The 17,180-nt window shown below is 58.5% G+C and carries 19 protein-coding genes and 1 pseudogene; 7 read left to right on the top strand and 13 right to left on the bottom strand.

The annotated features are described in order from the left end of the window. Together CBB91_RS04620 and CBB91_RS04625 are read left to right on the top strand one after the other, a co-directional pair. Positions 1 to 1,347: DUF885 domain-containing protein (locus tag CBB91_RS04620; RefSeq protein WP_273012425.1), on the top strand; the 1,347-nt coding region annotated here is incomplete at its 5' end. Between the two features lie 94 nt (positions 1,348 to 1,441). Continuing rightward, the gene (locus CBB91_RS04625; RefSeq protein ID WP_273012426.1) at positions 1,442 to 3,103 is read left to right on the top strand and encodes a VWA domain-containing protein; all 1,662 of its coding nucleotides are present in this window, start codon (positions 1,442 to 1,444) and stop codon (positions 3,101 to 3,103) included. A 445-nt stretch (positions 3,104 to 3,548) separates the two neighbouring features. Here the strand turns inward: CBB91_RS04625 and CBB91_RS04630 are convergent, their stop codons facing one another. Further along, entirely contained in the window at positions 3,549 to 3,884 is a 336-nt protein-coding gene (locus CBB91_RS04630) for a DUF2794 domain-containing protein (RefSeq protein WP_035547303.1), read from the bottom strand. 252 nt (positions 3,885 to 4,136) lie between these two features. Further along, positions 4,137 to 4,772, bottom strand: coding sequence for a COQ9 family protein (locus CBB91_RS04635; RefSeq protein ID WP_273012427.1), 636 nt, complete (start codon positions 4,770 to 4,772; stop codon positions 4,137 to 4,139). 88 nt (positions 4,773 to 4,860) lie between these two features. Here CBB91_RS04635 and rpsU point away from each other — a divergent pair, with 88 nt between their 5' ends. Then, on the top strand, positions 4,861 to 5,109 hold the full coding sequence (gene rpsU / locus CBB91_RS04640; protein ID WP_035547306.1) for a 30S ribosomal protein S21: 249 nt from the start codon (positions 4,861 to 4,863) through the stop codon (positions 5,107 to 5,109). 168 nt (positions 5,110 to 5,277) lie between these two features. On the opposite strand, the gene CBB91_RS04645 is transcribed toward rpsU, so the two are convergent. After that, complete coding sequence (locus tag CBB91_RS04645) at positions 5,278 to 6,036, bottom strand: DUF4386 domain-containing protein (protein ID WP_273012429.1); 759 nt, start codon at positions 6,034 to 6,036, stop codon at positions 5,278 to 5,280. 230 nt (positions 6,037 to 6,266) lie between these two features. Between CBB91_RS04645 and CBB91_RS04650 the strand changes: the two genes are divergently transcribed. After that, positions 6,267 to 7,409 carry a helix-turn-helix transcriptional regulator gene (locus tag CBB91_RS04650; protein WP_273012431.1) on the top strand — a complete coding sequence of 381 codons (1,143 nt, stop codon included), beginning with the start codon at positions 6,267 to 6,269 and terminating at the stop codon, positions 7,407 to 7,409. A gap of 78 nt (positions 7,410 to 7,487) precedes the next feature. On the opposite strand, the gene CBB91_RS04655 is transcribed toward CBB91_RS04650, so the two are convergent. Continuing rightward, the gene (locus tag CBB91_RS04655) at positions 7,488 to 8,897 is read right to left on the bottom strand and encodes an ABC transporter permease (RefSeq protein WP_273012433.1); all 1,410 of its coding nucleotides are present in this window, start codon (positions 8,895 to 8,897) and stop codon (positions 7,488 to 7,490) included. Continuing rightward, entirely contained in the window at positions 8,897 to 9,841 is a 945-nt protein-coding gene (locus CBB91_RS04660; RefSeq protein ID WP_273012434.1) for an ATP-binding cassette domain-containing protein, read from the bottom strand. Before CBB91_RS04660 ends, CBB91_RS04655 begins: the two co-directional genes overlap by 1 nt. A gap of 138 nt (positions 9,842 to 9,979) precedes the next feature. On the opposite strand from CBB91_RS04660, the gene CBB91_RS04665 reads away from it, so the two are divergent. Beyond that, the gene (locus CBB91_RS04665) at positions 9,980 to 10,240 is read left to right on the top strand and encodes a hypothetical protein (RefSeq protein ID WP_273012435.1); all 261 of its coding nucleotides are present in this window, start codon (positions 9,980 to 9,982) and stop codon (positions 10,238 to 10,240) included. 5 nt (positions 10,241 to 10,245) lie between these two features. Here CBB91_RS04665 and CBB91_RS04670 read toward each other — a convergent pair whose 3' ends face one another. The 4 genes from CBB91_RS04670 to CBB91_RS04685 form a co-directional block, all read right to left on the bottom strand. Further along, a complete protein-coding gene (locus CBB91_RS04670; protein WP_035547315.1) occupies positions 10,246 to 10,548 on the bottom strand; it encodes an aa3-type cytochrome c oxidase subunit IV in 303 nt (100 codons plus the stop codon). A gap of 82 nt (positions 10,549 to 10,630) precedes the next feature. Beyond that, positions 10,631 to 11,071 carry a DUF1178 family protein gene (locus CBB91_RS04675; RefSeq protein WP_273012436.1) on the bottom strand — a complete coding sequence of 147 codons (441 nt, stop codon included), beginning with the start codon at positions 11,069 to 11,071 and terminating at the stop codon, positions 10,631 to 10,633. Between the two features lie 11 nt (positions 11,072 to 11,082). Next, positions 11,083 to 11,340 (bottom strand): glutaredoxin 3, encoded by a 258-nt coding sequence (gene grxC, locus CBB91_RS04680; protein ID WP_273012437.1) that lies wholly within the window; start codon positions 11,338 to 11,340, stop codon positions 11,083 to 11,085. 31 nt (positions 11,341 to 11,371) lie between these two features. Continuing rightward, entirely contained in the window at positions 11,372 to 12,142 is a 771-nt protein-coding gene (locus CBB91_RS04685) for a ComF family protein (RefSeq protein ID WP_273012438.1), read from the bottom strand. Here CBB91_RS04685 and CBB91_RS04690 point away from each other — a divergent pair. After that, positions 12,141 to 13,055: a methyltransferase domain-containing protein gene (locus tag CBB91_RS04690; RefSeq protein WP_273012440.1), complete on the top strand. Its 915-nt coding sequence runs from the start codon at positions 12,141 to 12,143 to the stop codon at positions 13,053 to 13,055. The two genes, CBB91_RS04685 and CBB91_RS04690, sit on opposite strands and share 2 nt — an antisense overlap. 18 nt (positions 13,056 to 13,073) lie before the next feature. On the opposite strand, the gene CBB91_RS04695 is transcribed toward CBB91_RS04690, so the two are convergent. From CBB91_RS04695 to CBB91_RS04710, 4 genes are all read right to left on the bottom strand, one after another. Next, positions 13,074 to 13,244 carry a Flp family type IVb pilin gene (locus tag CBB91_RS04695; RefSeq protein ID WP_273012442.1) on the bottom strand — a complete coding sequence of 57 codons (171 nt, stop codon included), beginning with the start codon at positions 13,242 to 13,244 and terminating at the stop codon, positions 13,074 to 13,076. Position 13,245: 1 nt separating this feature from the next. Further along, positions 13,246 to 13,665, bottom strand: a complete 420-nt coding sequence (locus CBB91_RS04700; RefSeq protein ID WP_035547324.1) for a (deoxy)nucleoside triphosphate pyrophosphohydrolase — start codon at positions 13,663 to 13,665, stop codon at positions 13,246 to 13,248. Beyond that, positions 13,662 to 14,912, bottom strand: a complete 1,251-nt coding sequence (gene argJ / locus CBB91_RS04705) for a bifunctional glutamate N-acetyltransferase/amino-acid acetyltransferase ArgJ (protein WP_288145238.1) — start codon at positions 14,910 to 14,912, stop codon at positions 13,662 to 13,664. Before argJ ends, CBB91_RS04700 begins: the two co-directional genes overlap by 4 nt. After that, complete coding sequence (locus CBB91_RS04710) at positions 14,909 to 15,859, bottom strand: peptidylprolyl isomerase (protein ID WP_273012447.1); 951 nt, start codon at positions 15,857 to 15,859, stop codon at positions 14,909 to 14,911. The genes argJ and CBB91_RS04710 overlap by 4 nt, the downstream gene beginning before the upstream one ends. Before the next feature lie 185 nt (positions 15,860 to 16,044). Here CBB91_RS04710 and CBB91_RS04715 point away from each other — a divergent pair. Continuing rightward, positions 16,045 to 17,180, top strand: a pseudogene (locus CBB91_RS04715) (preprotein translocase subunit SecA); the annotation flags it as partial.

Here is a 17,180-nt window from a genome sequence, read left to right on the forward strand (position 1 = left end):
TACGTCACTCGCCTGTCCCAATTGCCCGGCGCATTGCAGGATGAACGCCGCCGCCTGCAGGCAGACGCCCGGGCCGGAATCGTGCCGCCCGTTTTCGTGCTGGACCGGATGCAGACCCTTGCAGAAACGATTGGGGCTGGCCCCGCCGAGACACATTTGCTTGTCACCACGTTCAACAATCTGGTGGCCGGGCCGGACGATCTGAGCCTTGAGGACGAAACGGAACTGGCGCAGCAGGTTGAAACGCTGATGCGGGAGGACGTGCTGCCCGCTTATGCGGAGTTTGCCGAAGCGCTTGAAACGCTGAAGGCAGACGCGCCGGAGGAGCCCGGCATCTGGCGATTGCCAGACGGCGACGCCTATTATGATACCGCGCTTGCCGCCTACACGGATGAAGGCATCACGCCTGAAGCGTTGCACGCCCAAGGGCTGCTTGAAGTAGAGCGGTTGACGGACGAACTGATGGCGGCGCTTGAGGCGCAGGAGTTGGTCGAGGGCACATTAGCAGAACGGCTGGAATTGCTGGCCCAACAGGAAGGTCAGCTCTACGAAGACACGCCGGAAGGCCGCGAGGCGCTGCTCGCAAGGATGCGGGATCATATGCGCAGGGCCGAAACAATCATGGCGGATGTCATGCCCGCCATGCCGGGAACGGGCGTGACCATTCGCGCGGTGCCGGAATTTCTCGAAGCGTCCGCGCCGTCTGCCTATTACAGCGCGGCTCCNGCGAATGGCTCTGCGCCNGCGCAATTTGAGATNAACCTGTCCAACATCAGCGACTGGCCAGACTTCATGCTNCCNACNCTGGTCTTCCATGAAACCATTCCGGGGCATCATCTGGAAAGTGCGCTGACGGCGGAATCCGCCAACCTGCCCCTGATCCGACAGATGGTATGGAATGTGGCCTATGGCGAAGGCTGGGCCGTCTACGGAGAAATTCTGTCTCAGGATATGGGCCTGTATGCAGACGATCCGCTTGGACGGATTGGCTTCCTGCAAGCCATGTTGTTTCGCGCGGCCCGNCTGGTGGCNGATACCGGAATGCACCGCTATCACTGGTCACGCGAGGATGCGATTGTCTATCTGGCCGAGACAACNGGACAGTCCCGGGAAGCGATGGCACACGAGGTCGACCGTTATGCTGTTTGGCCCGGCCAGGCCGCAGCCTATTGGGTCGGCGCGAAACGGATGCTGGACTTGCGCACCCGGTCACAGATGGTGCTGGGTGATGATTTCAGCCTGCGCGAATTCCACGATGTGGTGCTGAGCGGCGGCCCACGCCCGCTTGCCCTGCTCGAAGATGATGTCGAACGCTGGTACATCGCAAAACTGAACGCCGACCAATAGACCCGTTGCCTCAAAGTATCCGGGCTTTGCCTTATTGACGCCATGACCGGCTTACCATTCTGTCATCAGCAGGACGCAATGAGGAGGGACAATCATGCAAATGCGCGGAAAAATTCTGGCCGGAGTGGCCGCAATCGCTGTATTGGCGGCTTGTACGTCACAAGACATGGCCGAGGACACTGTGGCGCCCCCACCGCCTCCGCCGCCGCCCCCTCCCCCTGCTGTGGCCGCGATGGAAGCGCCGGTGGGCTTTGCCAAAATGGCGGGTGCACCTTCTCCGATCATGGTGCAGCCAGAGCCGGAATTCCGTGACAAGTACGAGGATGTTGATCCGAACCCTGTCAAACTGGTCAGCGANGAACCCGTTTCGACCTTTTCAATCGATGTCGACACCGCATCCTACGCGAATGTTCGCCGCTTTCTTGAAGATGGCGTATTGCCCCCAAAAGACGCGGTGCGCATCGAGGAATTGATCAATTATTTCGACTACACCTATCCGCAACCGGCAGAAGGCGAAGCGCCATTCTCCACGCAGGTGAACCTCATGCCCTCACCCTTCGCCGAAGGGCGTGAGCTGATGCAGATCGGCATTCAGGGCCGCGACATTGACCGCGATGCGCGCCCACCAATCAATTTGACGCTCCTGATGGATGTGTCCGGGTCCATGTTCTCTGACGACAAGCTGCCCCTGGCAAAGCAGGCCATCAAGCTGATGCTGGAAGAGATGGAGCCAACCGACACAATTGCGATCGTGGTNTATGCGGGCGCGGCCGGTGAGATCCTGGCGCCAACACAAGTTAGCGAAAAACGCAAGATCGTGGCGGCGCTGGAAGAATTGCGCGCGGGCGGATCAACTGCTGGCGGCGAAGGGCTGCGCCTTGCTTATTCCCTCGCCGAACAGGGCCTGAAGGAAGATGCGGTCAACCGGGTGATGCTGCTGACCGATGGCGANTTCAATGTCGGCATTTCCGACCCGGAACAGCTGGAAGATTTCGTCTCCCGCAAGCGCGAGACGGGCATCTACCTGTCTGTGCTCGGTTTCGGNCGCGGCAACTACAATGATGCAATGATGCAGAAGATTGCCCAGACCGGTAACGGCACGGCAGCCTATATCGATACATTGAGCGAAGCCCGGAAAGTTCTGGCCGACGATCTGTCCGGAAACATCTTTCCGATTGCGGATGACGTGAAAATCCAAGTCGAGTTCAATCCCGCCCGCGTCGCTGAATATCGTCTGATCGGATACGAAACGCGCCTGCTGGACCGTGAGGACTTCAACAATGACAAGGTAGATGCTGGCGATATTGGCGCAGGCACCAGTGTGACGGCGATCTATGAGATCACGCCGGTCGGCTCCGACGCGACCCAGATCGATCCGCTCCGCTACGGCGACAATGATACGAGCAAGGCTGAGCCGTCTGGCGAGTATGCCTATGTGAAACTGCGCTACAAGGCGCCGGGCGAAGACTCCTCTACCCTGCTGGAGCGCGCGGTCACGGGCTCGGATCGCGTGGACAATGTGGAGGACGCCCCGCAATGGGCACGCTTTGCGACGGCCGTCGCGGGCTATGGTGAAATGCTGAAAGGTGGTGAGGCCCTCGGCACCGGGTTCGGCTGGGAGAGTATCCGAAACCTGGCGAATGGCGCCAAGGGCCCTGACGAATTCGGGTATCGCGCAGAGTTTGTGCAGCTGACCCGGCTGGCAGAGACGGCAGAGGCTCAGGCCGCCCTGCGCCAGCAGGGTCAGGAAGAATAGATCAGGCTGCGATTGGCGCGTCTTCGGCCCGGCTGCGATCCGACATGCAGACCGGGCTGAAGCCGGCCTCAATATCATCGACCATTACGCGGCGCGTTCTGGCATCAAACTCCGTCGCCAGGAATACCGCCCGCGCGCCATAGCGCTCGGCATCGGCCAATGCCCAGATCGGCTGAACGTCATTCGGCTTACCGGACAGCTCAATCGTGCGGATGATGCGCCATCCATATGTGTCGGGCGCTGCGAAGATTGCCACGCCCGCCGTGCGCGCCCAAGGCGCATCCAGGGGAACNCGTTTGAAATCCCAAGCTTTGCCTGACCGTCCCCGAAACCTTACGTCGATACCCATGTTCATGCTCCGTTCCAATGAGCATGTTCCTATAATGTTCCANAACGTTCCGCAAGAAATTTTTAGTTAACAGCGCATTAACGTATTCGGTCGAATTCAATCGATGACGCGAAAGCGGCTACGGTCGAACACTTTCAGCACCTGCGCCAATTCACGCCCTCGCCGCAGAACCTGNCCGGCCTGTCCGTAGACGACATATTGGCCCTGCATATTGGCCAGATGGGGCTGTTTTTCGATGCGCCAGGTGGGGTTTTCGGCGTGTCGCCTGAAAATGGCAAAGATCGCGACATCCTTGTGCATGCCGATCGCATAGTCTCTCGCTTCCCCCGCCATGACGAGACGGCCATAGACATCAAGAATCGGTTGAAGCTCTGTCTTGTGGAAAGCGATTCGCGGTTCCGGCGGTGAAATCCGGTGGGTATTTTCTGCCATTTTTCCCTTTCTGGTTTCTCCTGTGACGCGAAAAGGTGGCCGGTAAGCTCGCCTAAACGCAATTTAATGGAAATCCCGCCCGATTTAGGCAGATTTGCCATGTTTCCGCCTTGCGTCCGCCCCCGACGACAATCATCTTCTAATTGTCGGGCGGAGGTGTTCAGCAGACACCCCGGACCCATCAGCCCCCCCAGCCCCCTGGGGCGTTTGTTCAGCCTCTGTCCGACATCTCATCCTTCACTGCCATCTCAGCTACGCGTTTCTGGACCTATTGGGCCGCGAGACGGGCAAGGCGTCAAGCAATGGCTTGGCGAAACGACCGATATTCCGCCCAATGCCTGAGGCCAGTTTCAGGCGGCGATCAATGTAGGCGTCGAGATCCTCGTCCGATGGCTGATCCAGCCAGTACATGACGATGGGCGGAATCACGGCAGCCAAAAGGCCCCGCTTGGAATAGCGATTATAGTCTTCTGCCGTGTCGCCAGCCTCTTCCCAGACCATATCTGCCACGCGCCAGGTACGCTGCGCCGCTGGCAATGCGCCCCACGGCAACAGGCCACGCACCGCGGCCCGCCTTACGGCTTCGCGGTCTGGCTCCAGCGCGGCAAGCCACGCCTTCACCCCGGCCTTGACCCGGCCCGGTGTGTTCAGAGCCGAATGATCCTCCGCCGCCAGCGTTGCGCGCGACGCCTGCCCTGCTCGCTCGAAAAAGGCGTCAATCAGGTCTGAGATGCCATTTGGCGCGGCCAACGCCTGCTCGCCCTCGCTGAGGCCAGCACGCTGAGCCGCGGCCTCGGCGGCGGCGTCCGTCCAGCCATCAAACGGGACATCGGGCAACAGGGCATCCAGCCAGCGGAACCGTAGTGTTTCGGACGGCGTTGATGACATAACTGAACCTCATGGCTTTAAGGGCTTGGCCAATGGGCCGGACCCGTGATATAGGCGCCGCTTCCGAGGTCTGTAGGCCTCAACCGAAATGCATCGGGGCGACGCCCCCAACGAATGGAGAAGAACAATCGTACAGATCGTCGTCCGCGATAACAATGTCGAGCAGGCTCTGCGCGCACTGAAGAAAAAGATGCAGCGCGAAGGCATGTTCCGGGAAATGAAGGCCCGTCAGTACTTCGAAAAGCCATCCGAGAAGAAAGCCCGTCAGCGCGCTGAAGCGGTTCGCCGCGCCCGCAAACTGGCTCGCAAGCGCGCCCAGCGCGAAGGTCTGGTATAGACCCGGCTTCCGGATAACCGGTTTCCATAAAAGCCCTGCCAGTTCGCGCTGGCAGGGCTTTTTCTATTGGGGCGACCGCTTTCGGCGTCTGAGCCGTGAAAACGAGCGCCCGTGCGCATGCCGATTAAGGCAATCCATCCGCCGCTCGTTGATCGCCTGTGGAGTTGACTAAGTCGTCAGCTTCTCTCCGCTTGCTTTCATTGGAGTTTCGCTCTGAATTCGGTCCCATGCCGGCATGTCGATACCTCTGAAGAGCAGCCAAAATCCCACCACGAACTCAAACGCGGCACCCGGCAAGAACACAAACATGATCCATCTCGTCATCGCCGGGAACAGAATGATCGTAACCGCGCCGAGACCGACTGCAGCGTAGGTGAAAATGCCCCACGCGGACAGCCATCGCGGAATGAACCGGGATTTGAAGAACAGGACATAGTAAGACAGCGCTCCCGCGGACATGATGATCAGCAGGAAGTAGATGCTGTATCCCTTCAAGTGGCGAAAGAGGCGCAACAGAGCGTATCTCGTGTCATCCGACATATCTACGATCAACTCCGGACGCGTCAGGACGGCCAATGCTGCATAAGCAAAGATGATGAATGCTGCGCCAATGATACTCTCCGCCAGGCGGCAATAACCGCCAATCACGGCGAGCCCCGGACCGACATGACGTAAATACGAGTACATTGCTGCGGCGGATACGATCACGAAAAGATACATGCCCGTTTCCGCCAACAGTCCGGTCCGGAACAAGAAAACGTCTGACTCCGAATAGGCTGTCATTGTTGAAGCGGTAATATCATTCCAGATGTGGTGGGTTGGTCCCAGAGTGATAAACAGTCCAAGTATGGAATAAGCGAGATAGGCAAAACCCGAAACGCGCGCCATGGCTTGCACAGAAGATTTGCCGAAAAAAGCGGTCTGCATCGATAAGTCCTTTTGTTGGTTCACAATGTCGGTGATCAATTAGATTTTCGTCAGCTTGGCGTCCGACTGGGCCAAACCGGACATTGTTTGGCCCCTTGCCGCGGCCCGGAACTGGTTCGCACGACGCAATTCTTGGCGAAATTCAAATCGATGCAGTTCGATTTTCACCGTGCCAAAGCATTCCTTTTCAAATATGCCCGCTGCAAGCCTGAGCGCGCGAGAGGTCCAGGATGTCCGCCAACATCATCACCGTCATGTATTCTGCCATGGCTGGAATTGCGGTTTTCGCGATCGTCCAAATAGCAACCTCCGACGATCGCCGCGTCGACCAAGTCCGATCATTGATCTGTGTCTTTGCACTGCTTCTCATTCATGTTGCAGGTCAATTGGCCATCTCAACCCGGCTCTTCGAATGGGCCCCACACCTCGCCGGGGCTGAATTGCCATTTGTCACCCTGCTAGGGCCTGCTCTGTATTTCTATGTCCGCGCGATGAAGGCCCGAAAGCCACGTCGATTTGCTGGGTCCGACTGGTGGGTTTTGAGCGGCCCCCTTCTGGTCGTGCTGATAATGCTGCCCTTTTCTCAGGTTTCAGCTCCGGACAAGCTCGCCCTCGCCAACCCTGTGACCCGCGATCCCGACTTGTTCTTGCTCGCATTAACTACGCGCGCTGCCGCAATCGTCGTGTTCTCGGTGTTCACGGCGATTTATCTGATTGGCGCGCTGCGACTTCAATTCACGCACAAAGTGAACGTCAAACGGGTGTACTCGAATCTAGAAAAACGGTCTCTGGATTGGCTCAAAATGTTGTTGGCCGCCTGGGCGCTTGGATGGATTGCATTTGTGTTTACAGATGCACTTTGGCTGGCTGGCGTTTCGCCCGTCGGTACGGGAGCCATATCGGCTGTTTTCGAGGCGGTCGCGTTTAGTGCTTTTGCTCACTTTGCGCTCAATCAGCCTGCAATTTATGACGACGAGACAGAACACGCAGACACTGGCGCGGATCGGCAGCCCATTCTTACCGAAGACCACATGACCAGAATCGCCAGAAAGCTCGACGCCGCGATGATTGGCCAACACCTCTATAAAGAGAGCGGTCTTTCCTTACGTCGACTGTCGGATGAAACATCGATTAAGGAGAATTATATCTCCGAGACCTTTTCTCAGCATCTTCGGACAAATTTCTACGATTTTGTGAATGGATACAGGTTAAAAGAGGCCGCGAGCCTGTTGGAGGATACGGACACCAATATCCTGAATATTGCCTACGATGTCGGCTTCAATTCTCGATCGACCTTCAATAGCGCCTTCAAGAAGCTCTTTGGAATGCCGCCGAGTGAATACCGAAACCGCCAGTCCGCAATTGCAGGCTAATGGTCCCTCCGGGAGTCGTCTGATCATGTTTCCAGTCTACGTCCATGTCCGCCTCTGCCCCAGAGTGTGGACTTCGCCCTAGGCCGCTTTCCCTTTCAGGCCGATCATCCGTTTCAGCATTCCGCCCATATCGCCGATGCCGGCGCCGTGGACGGCGCCTGCACGATAGACCTTTGTGGACAGCCACAGGATGAGCAGGGCGAACCCGGCCATCAGGCCCATCTGGGCCAGCACTTCCCAAAGCGGCGGATCATGTGGCATGCGCAGGATCAGCAGGAAGGGCGTGAAGAACGGGATCCATGAGGCGATGTCGATCAATGGCGAGCCGGGATCCTGAAAGGCGATGAAGATCGCGAACATCGGCAGCATGAGCAGGATCATCATCGGGCTGAGCAGCGTTTGCGCTTCCTGGATCGTGTCGNAGAGCGAGCCGAGCGCCATGAAGATCATGCCGTACATGATATAGCCGAGAANGAANCTGATCAGACCGGGCACGATGATGACCGGATTGGCGAGCGCCGCGATGAAAGGCGCGATCGCGTTGCCGACACCGGGAATCTGGGTCGAGACAATCGTTGCCCCTGAGAAGGCGAACAATCCCCAGGACAGCATCATCGTGGTGGTCACCGCGAACACGGCCAGCAGCTTGCCTGCCAGCAATTCAGGCAACTTCACCGAGGTCAGCAGCGTGTCGAAAATCTTGTTTGACCGCTCCTCAATCGTGCCCATCAGCAGGTACTGAATGATCGAGAACACCATCAGCCAGAGAAAGTAAGCAAGCCCGCCTGCAACGAACATCGGCGCGCGGTCCGCCATCGTGACTTCCGAGCCTGTGGTGTCCTGCTCCTCTACAGTTCGGATACGCCGGGCGGGNACGTCAAAGGCGGCTTCATCGACGCGNTCCANAAAGTNTTCGCCCAACCCNGCCTCGGAGAGCGCATCCTTGCGGGCGAGGTCCAGCATCGCATTTCGGGCGAGATANCGAAGCTGGTCGACATTCACATCNTCGCTCCAATATTCCAGCTCGCCGCCATCTTCTGTCAGAATGAAGGCTGCAAAGAGCGGCTTTTCTCCAAGCGGGCCGGAAACAAGTTTCTGACCCAGCAGGTATGGCCGCAATCCGTCGATGGAATCAGCCGGAGGCGGGACCTGAACGAATTTCCGGTCAGTCGGACTTGTGCCGTCCTCCCCCACCGAAGCGAGATCCGCTTCAGACAAGACGGGCAGATCCAATTGTTCCGCGATTTCACTGGTTCGCTCAATTTCGGCAATTTCCCGCTCGCGGAACTCAGCCTCAATCGCTTCGGCATAGACGCTGCCCGGCTCGATCACAGCGAAATAGCGAACAGGAGAAGACTGCGCAGCGAAGGCGGCGAGCGCGGCGCCTATGATCATGAACATTGGCACGGCGGCCAGGCTGAGCCAGAAGCCCCAAGCCTTCACATAGCCAAGATAATCGCGGCGGAAGATCAGCAATATGTTGCGCATCAGGCGACCTCATCTTCAGCGAGTGACGCTTCGAGCGCGGCCGCATCAGCCTCGCCCACCAACGAGACGAACACGTCCCGCAATCGCGCCTCTTCAGGTGCAAACCCTGTGATGGGTGCGCCCGCCTCCAGCGCTGCGCGCAAGGCATCCTGCGCCTCCCGGCCGGGTGGCAACTCAATTCGCCACGTCTCGCCATGACCGACATCCGCCGTGCGAATGGCCTCAAACCCTTTCGGCGACAGCGCTGCGGCCAGATCAAATCCATGCTCGACAGAAATGCGGGCGCCCTGCCCCAACGTGGCAAATGCCTCCTTCAGCGTACCATCCAGCACCTTGCGACCACGCGCCATCATCACAATCCGGTCGCACAGACGCTCGGCATGCTCCATCACATGTGTGGAGAAAAGGATCGTCGCCCCGCGGTCATGCTCGGCGCGAATGAGATCTTCCAGCGCTTGTTGGTTCACCGGGTCCAGCCCGGAAAACGGCTCATCCAGGATCAGAAAATCAGGACGGTGCGCCAGCGTCGACAGGATCTGCACCTTCTGCGCCATGCCCTTGGACAGTTTGGAGATACGCGACCGGCTGAACTCACCGAGCCCTGTTGCCTCCAGTAGCTCATCAGCCCGGGCGCGCGCATCAGATGCCGACAGGCCCTTCAATCGCGCAAAGTGGCTGATTGTGTCGCGCGCGGTCATCTTCTTGTAGAGGCCGCGCTCCTCCGGAAGGAAGCCGACATGGCGCAATGCCTGCACATTCGGCGCGCTGCCGAACAGCTCAACCGTGCCGGAATCGGGCTCCATGATGCCCAGTCCCATGCGGAGGCTTGTAGACTTGCCTGCGCCGTTGGGTCCGAGGAATCCGATGATTTGCCCTTCGGGAACGTCCAGCGACAGATTGTCGACGGCCGTGAAGTGGCCAAACCGTTTGGTGACGGCAGTCATGATCAGCGGGGATGCAGGCAAGGTTCGGGCGTCCTCGTGGAGTTAGCGGCTCTGGGCGTCTCGATTGTCGATAAGCAATACTTTCAAATGTCCGATTTGCCTTGCCAAGCCCTTAAAGGAGTCGCAGCATCGCGTAAGATGAAGACGGTACCTCCCCCTCCCGTGCCGGATCACCTGACTCAAAGTGCAGGTCAGGACCCGCTCGGCCGCAAGCCGACAGCCCTGGAAAAATACGCCGAACAGCTCGCCCGGATTGAATCCGCGCTCGACCGCATGGATGCGGGCCATTATGGCATCTGCACAGGATGCAACAGTCCAATTTCGCTAAAGCGACTTGATGCGGACCCGGCTGTCGAAACCTGTTCGGACTGCCGGGCGCCCGCGACGCTTACGAGCTGATTTATCTAGAGAAAAACGCCGAACAGCATGATGAAGAGCTGGACGATCACGGCCAGTATCACCATCAGCACGACCGTCGCCATCCAGCGGCCGCCGAGGTTCATGACAAGACCGGCAACGACGCCAACGATGGCCATAAGAGCCAGGGACACCATCCAGTTCATTCCGATGGCAACAGCAAGCGTGGCATAGCCGACCGTCATGATGATCAGGAGGCTGCCCCAGATGCTGCCCACCATGAAGCCATCCCAAGTCGCCTTCTGGACGCTGATATCCATGTCACCGCGATGATATTCATTGGCAGCCATTAGGGCACTCCCCGTCAAAAACCTTGTGTCCTGCGTAATATATGAGGGCGTAGCAGGGTCAAGCGCGTCAAAGCGCTCCAGTTCAGTTCAATTGCTTGTCAGACTTGGGTGGCCGCGGTGCCAAGGCCGCCGGAAGCGGCGCGGCGGGCACGCCCTCCTCACGCAGAGCCTGGGATTCTTCCGCCGTGGTTTCACCCCAGATAGGGCGACTATCGGTCTCGCCGTAATACATGGACCGGGCCTCATCTGCGAAACTATCGCCAACATAATCAAAATTATTGGCGACGTGAACGCGTGCCTTCTCGATGAACTTCCGCGTGAGGGCGGCCTCATCCGAACTGGTCCTGCGCGCTTCCGATGTACGCACCGAAGGGGCCATGATCTGTTTCGCGACATTTGATCCGCCACACATCGTGCAGCTGACGAGCCCGCGCTGGGACTGGTCATCAAATGCAGATGAGGACGCAAACCACGCTTCGAAATCGTGCTCGCAATCAGAACAAATCAGGGCGTATCGGATCATGGTCGTTCGCGTCAGGCCTGAAGCAATGGGTCCAGCTTGCCGGACCGCTCAAGCGCCATCATGTCATCACAGCCACCGATATGCTGATCTNCGATGAAGATTTGCGGGAATGTGCGACCGCCACCCGAGCGCTCGACCATTTCAGCCTTCTTTTGTGCGTCCATGCCGGCATCAATCTCGTTGAACTCGACATTTTTGGATTTGAGCAGGGAAACAGCGCGCGTGCAGTAAGGGCAGAATTGGCGCGTATAGATCGTGACTTCAGCCATAAGGGGGCTCCTGACAGGGTTTGTTCCCGATTTATATGGTGACATCCGTTTCCCGCACAACGCGCGCAAGCACCAGCACGTCGACTTGTCGCGCTCCGGCACGTTTCAGGGCACGTGTGCATGCGGAAAGGGTCGCGCCCGTCGTCAGAACATCATCAACCAGCAAGAGGCGTTTNCCGTCGATCAAAGTTGCCGCGCGGGGAGAGATACTGAACGCACCCGCCACATTCCGGTGGCGGGCCTTCGCGCTCAGATTTCCCTGCGTAGGCGTCCTCCGTTTGCGTTTGAGCAGATCGACACGGCAAGGTAGCCCCGCCTCCCGCGCGATTCCTTGTCCCAGCCAGGCGGATTGATTAAAGCCCCGACTGACCAGGCGCGTATAGTGCAACGGAACCGGTATGATCATATCCGCTTCCGCAATGAGATTTGCACCGGTCCGCTGCATCCAGCCGGTCATGGTGCGCAATCCGTCCCGGCGACCAGAGCGTTTGAGGTCCAGCACAATACGCCGGCTGGCGGCATCATAGATGATCGCAGCGCGCGCCCGGTCCCAGCGCGGGGGACGCGCGATACAGGCCGCGCATTGCGCTTCCGGCCCAAGGTCCAGCTCCATCGGACGTCCACAAGTGTTGCAAACGGGGTCAGACAGAAAGCCGATCGCGGCGAACTCGGACGCCGTCAGCGGCCCCTTACCGACACCTCGTTGACCGCTGACCAAGGAACGCTGCGGCCACAGAAACTCAGCGACGCCGCGCAATGCCCCCTTTGCCATACGGGTTGGCTGGTCCATATCGCTGCCCATGTCTTCCCCGGTTTCCCCAACTGCCAGTCCGCCCCGCCTGTTCGATCGTGCCCGTCTGGCGCGCAATCGCGACCGGGCTGCAAGCGATTTCGGAAACTATGACTTTCTGAAAGCCCGTGTGTCGAGCGATATTGCCGAACGCCTCGCCGATACGTCACATAACTTCGACCGCGCCTTCGATCTCGGCGCACACACTGGCCAACTGGCGCAAGCGCTGCAGGATAGCGGCCAGGTCGGCACCATCGAGGCCGGAGACTTGTCGCGCTGCATGGTGGAGCGCATGGTGGCGGGTGGTGTGACGGCGCGAGAGATCGACGAAGAGCGCCTCCCGTTTGCCCCCGCCAGCCTGGATCTGATCGTGTCCGCGCTGTCGCTTCATTGGGTGAATGATCTGCCCGGTACGCTCGTGCAGATCCGCAAGGCGCTCAAACCGGACGGATTGTTTCTAGGAGCCCTGTTTGGAGCGGGTACACTCAGCGAGCTGCGCACCAGCCTGATGGAAGCCGAGACCGAATTGACAGGTGGCGTAGCTGCGCGACTGTCTCCCCTGCCCGGCCTGCGGGATATGGCGAGCCTGATGCAAAGAGCGGGTTTCACCTTGCCCGTCGTGGACCGCGATCCCGTTACGGTTCGCTATGGTTCGCCGCTAACCTTGCTGACCGATTTGAAGGGCATGGGAGAACGCGCCGCGTTTACAACCAAATCAACCCGGCCTCTGTCGCGGCGGGTGCTTATGCGAGCAATGGAAATCTACCAAGACCGGTTCAGCGATCCTGACGGAAGGGTCAGAGCGACGTTCGAAATTGTTCACATGTCTGGTTGGAGTCCGGCGGACTCACAACCAAAACCACTAANGCCGGGAAGTGCGAAGGTCAGTCTTGCGGACGCAGTCAAAAAAGCTGGCTCGCGCTGACTTTTCACCTGTGTGGCGTCAAGCCATCTCGCTCTCGACCGTTTCGAACGTCGAATTTATTGAGGCCGTAACTGCAACCAGACCGCCCATGATCGCCACGGCAATCAAACCAACCAAAAGGCCATACTCCACAGCTGTCGCGCCGGACTCATCCGTCAGAAACCGAACNATTGTCTTTTTCGTGGCCATGTTACTTGCTCCGAGTGACTGTCTTACCCGAGAGCGCGTCAAACAAAGGAATGTCTGCCGCAGGCGCCGGATAGAGATGAAGGTCCGATGATTTGACCCAGGCCAGAGACTGACCTTCTCGCGGCACCAATTCGCCGTCCCAACTCTCCGTTGCGAAAAGTGGCATCAAAAGGTGAAAATCAGAATAAGCATGACTGGCAAAAGTGACAGGTCTCAGTGAGGATTCCTCCACTTTTATCGAAAGCTCTTCGTGAAGTTCCCTGACCAACGCCTGCTCAGGCGTTTCACCCTGTTCAATCTTGCCGCCGGGAAATTCCCACAGGCCCGCCATTGATTTCCCTTCAGGGCGCTGGGCCAGCAAGATTCGACCCTTAGCGTCATAAAGCGCGGCAGCAACCACCAGCACCGTTCGGCGCGTCATGTGCGGTAGGCCCCATTGATGTCGACATAGCCGTGGGTNAGGTCGCAGGTCCAGACGGTATGTGACTGGTCGCCCACGCCCGCATCGACGGTGATTGTAAACTCCGGCTTTGCAAACACAGCGCTGGCAGCAGCCTCTGAATAATCNGGGGCACGCGAGCCATTCTGAGCGACGAGCACATCATCAAACCAGATCGAGAGTTCGTCCATCCGGATCGGCTCAAGCGACTTGCCGACGGCCATGACGACGCGCCCCCANTTGGCGTCGCCTGCCGCCATTGCCGTCTTGATCAGAGGCGAGTTTGCAATTTCGCACGCCATGATCTTGGCGGACTGACTCGAGACGGCACCTTTCACGGTGATCGNGACAAACTTGCTGGCCCCTTCCCCGTCCTTGACGATCAGATGGGCNAGTTCAAGACAGACCGCNTGNAGGGCGTCCGCCAGNNCTTCGAACCGGGGATCGTCGGACGACGTGATGGGTGACATGCCGCTGGCACCAGTCGCGAAGACCATCAGAGTATCCGATGTTGATGTGTCGCCATCCACGGTGATGCTGTTGAAGGTCTCGTCAGTAATGTCCTCCAGCAATTCCTGCAGCAGCGCCGGGGCGATGGCAGCGTCAGTGAAAACGTATGACAACATCGTTGCCATATTCGGCGCGATCATGCCCGATCCCTTGGCGATACCGGCGATATTGATCTGAGTTCCGTCGAGATCGAACGACCGGCCTGCGCCTTTCGGGAACGTATCGGTGGTCATGAAGGCNCNGGCAGCAGCTTCCCAGTNCGGCGCGGCAAGGCGCGCTGCCAATTCGGGCACAATAGAGCCGACATAATTTGGNTCTGCCAGAGGCTCACCGATNACGCCCGTCGCAGCGATGAAGCAGGTTTCCTTCGCAACCCCCAATGCNTCACCCATGGCCNTGAGTGTNGCGTCGTTCTTCANGACACCCTTCGGGCCGGTGAAGGCGTTGGAGTTGCCGGAGTTCACCACAAGCGCGCTCGCAGTGCCCGCACCGCTTTTCAGCGCCTCCCGGCACCAAAGCACATCGGCCGAAGCCGTATTGGAAACCGTATAAACGCCCGCGCAACTCGTTCCTTCGTCGAAGGCGAACAGGAAAACGTCATCCCGTGTCAGACCACGCGCTGCGTAAAAGCCTCGCGAGCCGGTGGCTGCGCGCACGCCGTGAACGATAGGCAAGTCNGGAAAATGCGCCGGGGCGAAGGGGGATGGGATCAGTTTCAAAGCTCACGTCCTTGTGCTTCAGATGCGGGCTGCTCTTTCAGCAGATCGCCTTCGCTTTCAAGCGAAAGTCCGGAATCCGGAACGATATGTGGCGATTTTTCGCCTTTTTCGATCTTCGCCTCGGTGCGCAATCGACGCAGGATCTTGCTGACTTGGTTGAGTGTCAGGAAGGTCACGATTTCCGGACGCATCTCGGCGCGCGTCTTGGGTGGGCTGGTTCGGCGATCCTTCACTTTCAGGATGTGCCAGCCATCGGCTGAGAGAAACGGCTCTGACACCTCTCCCACACCCGTATTGGCAATTACGACCGGGAACGGGTCGGCCATGTTGTTCGGAGAGACATAGCCGAGATCGCCGTTTTCCATCCGGGTCGTCGAATCCACGGAATCCGACACGACGAGACTTTCGAATGTCGCNCCATTCTGAATTTCGTCGTACAGGCGNCGTGCNTCTTCTTCNGTTTCGACCAGAATGTGCGCGATGGAGACNTCATCGTCTTCCTGCTGCAGTGCGACCTGNTCCTTGTACATGGACTCGATGCTGTCTTCCGTCACCTCGGAGGCAACCAGGCTCTCGACCAGCAGGTTTCCGAGAATGCGCTCGCGCGCAACTTCAAGGCGGCGCTCTGCGGCGGCGCCCTTGTCGAGCCCCCGCCCCAGCGCCTCCTGCGCCATCAATTTCTGATCGACCAGCTGATCCAGAACCAGATCATAATTNTCNTCGCCGGGGCCGAATTCCTCACCAGGGGAAATGAGGCCGCGCGCGACTGCCTCAAGCTCAATGTCGCTGACGTAAATTGGATCGCCGTTTACCGTGACTGCAGTCGCCGCTTCGACTTGCAGGACAGGCTCTTCCTCGACGGGGCGATTGCACGCCACCGTTGCAGACAGGACCAGCGACACAAAAAGTATGGAATGAATCCGGGAAAAGGGCTTCAGAAGCAGCACTGTAAAGTCTCCTCTAGGCTGAGGGCGCTGCATTGACACCCCAATGCGGCGTTCTTAAGTCTGACCCGAACGCTGGTCGAGGGGTTTCAGCCAGCGAGAGTGCGGTGGGAGAACCCACAAAAATTCTGTCGGTTCCGCTGTCAGGATTAGAGTTTTGTCGCCCAGATCAATTGGTGCTGCCTGATATGCTTTCTGTTGCCCGCAAGATTTTCGGTTCAGTTAATGATCGCAAGCTGAAGCCGCTTCGCGCGCGCGTCAACCGGATCAACGCCCTTGAGCCGATGATGGAGGCCCTGTCNGACGAGGCGCTGAAGGGCAAGACAGAAGAATTTCGCAAACGCCTGGCCGACGGCGCAACTCTCGACAGCCTCTTGGAAGAAGCCTTTGCCGTAGTCCGCGAAGGTGCCCGCCGCGCGCTGGGCATGCGCCATTTCGACGTGCAGTTGATGGGCGGCATGGTGTTGCACTCCGGAAACATCGCCGAGATGCGTACGGGTGAAGGCAAGACGCTGGNGGCAACTCTGGCGGTTTACCTGAACGCGCTTGAAGGCAAGGGCGTTCACGTCATCACGGTCAACGACTATCTGGCCAAACGAGACGCTGAATGGATGAGCCAGGTGTATGGCTTCCTTGGCATGACGACCGGCATCATCGTGCACGGCATCTCTGACGAGGAACGCCGCCAGGCCTACGCCGCAGACATNACCTACGGCACGAACAATGAGTTCGGTTTCGATTATCTGCGCGACAACATGAAATACTCGCTGGACCAGATGGCCCAGCGCGANCACCACTTCGCCATCGTCGACGANGTCGACTCNATCCTGATCGATGAAGCGCGTACGCCGTTGATTATCTCNGGNCCNACCGATGACCGGTCTGAGCTCTACATGACGCTCGACGCGATGATGCCGCGCCTGACCGATGAAGACTACGAACTCGACGAGAAACAGCGCTCGGTCACCTACACCGAAACCGGCACCGAAAAGCTGGAAGGATGGCTGACAGAAAACGGAACGCTTGAAGGCTCTTTGTGGGAGCCAGCGAATATTTCCATCGTCCATCACGCCAATCAGGCCCTGCGCGCTCACAAGCTTTACACCCGCGACAAGGATTACATCGTCAAGGATGGTCAGGTGATGCTGATCGACGAATTTACCGGTCGCATGATGGAGGGGCGCCGCCTGTCCGAAGGCCTGCACCAGGCCATCGAAGCGAAGGAGCAGGTAGACATCAAGCCAGAGAACCAGACTCTCGCGTCGATCACCTTCCAGAACTATTTCCGCCTCTACAAAAAGCTGGCCGGCATGACCGGCACAGC

The sequence above is a fragment of the Hyphomonas sp. TMED31 genome, from assembly GCF_002172815.1.
GTDB lineage: Bacteria > Pseudomonadota > Alphaproteobacteria > Caulobacterales > Hyphomonadaceae > Hyphomonas > Hyphomonas atlantica.

What these genes read in the sequence shown, in the direction of transcription:
- CBB91_RS04650 (WP_273012431.1), top strand. Translation starts at nt 6,267, where the DNA reads ATGTCCGCCAACATCATCACCGTCATGTATTCTGCCATGGCTGGAATT.
- CBB91_RS04670 (WP_035547315.1), bottom strand. Translation starts at nt 10,548, where the DNA reads ATGGCTGCCAATGAATATCATCGCGGTGACATGGATATCAGCGTCCAG.
- CBB91_RS04665 (WP_273012435.1), top strand. Translation starts at nt 9,980, where the DNA reads ATGAAGACGGTACCTCCCCCTCCCGTGCCGGATCACCTGACTCAAAGT.
- CBB91_RS04675 (WP_273012436.1), bottom strand. Translation starts at nt 11,071, where the DNA reads ATGATCCGATACGCCCTGATTTGTTCTGATTGCGAGCACGATTTCGAA.
- CBB91_RS04700 (WP_035547324.1), bottom strand. Translation starts at nt 13,665, where the DNA reads ATGACGCGCCGAACGGTGCTGGTGGTTGCTGCCGCGCTTTATGACGCT.
- CBB91_RS04645 (WP_273012429.1), bottom strand. Translation starts at nt 6,036, where the DNA reads ATGCAGACCGCTTTTTTCGGCAAATCTTCTGTGCAAGCCATGGCGCGC.
- CBB91_RS04635 (WP_273012427.1), bottom strand. Translation starts at nt 4,772, where the DNA reads ATGTCATCAACGCCGTCCGAAACACTACGGTTCCGCTGGCTGGATGCC.
- rpsU (WP_035547306.1), top strand. Translation starts at nt 4,861, where the DNA reads ATGCATCGGGGCGACGCCCCCAACGAATGGAGAAGAACAATCGTACAG.
- CBB91_RS04660 (WP_273012434.1), bottom strand. Translation starts at nt 9,841, where the DNA reads ATGACTGCCGTCACCAAACGGTTTGGCCACTTCACGGCCGTCGACAAT.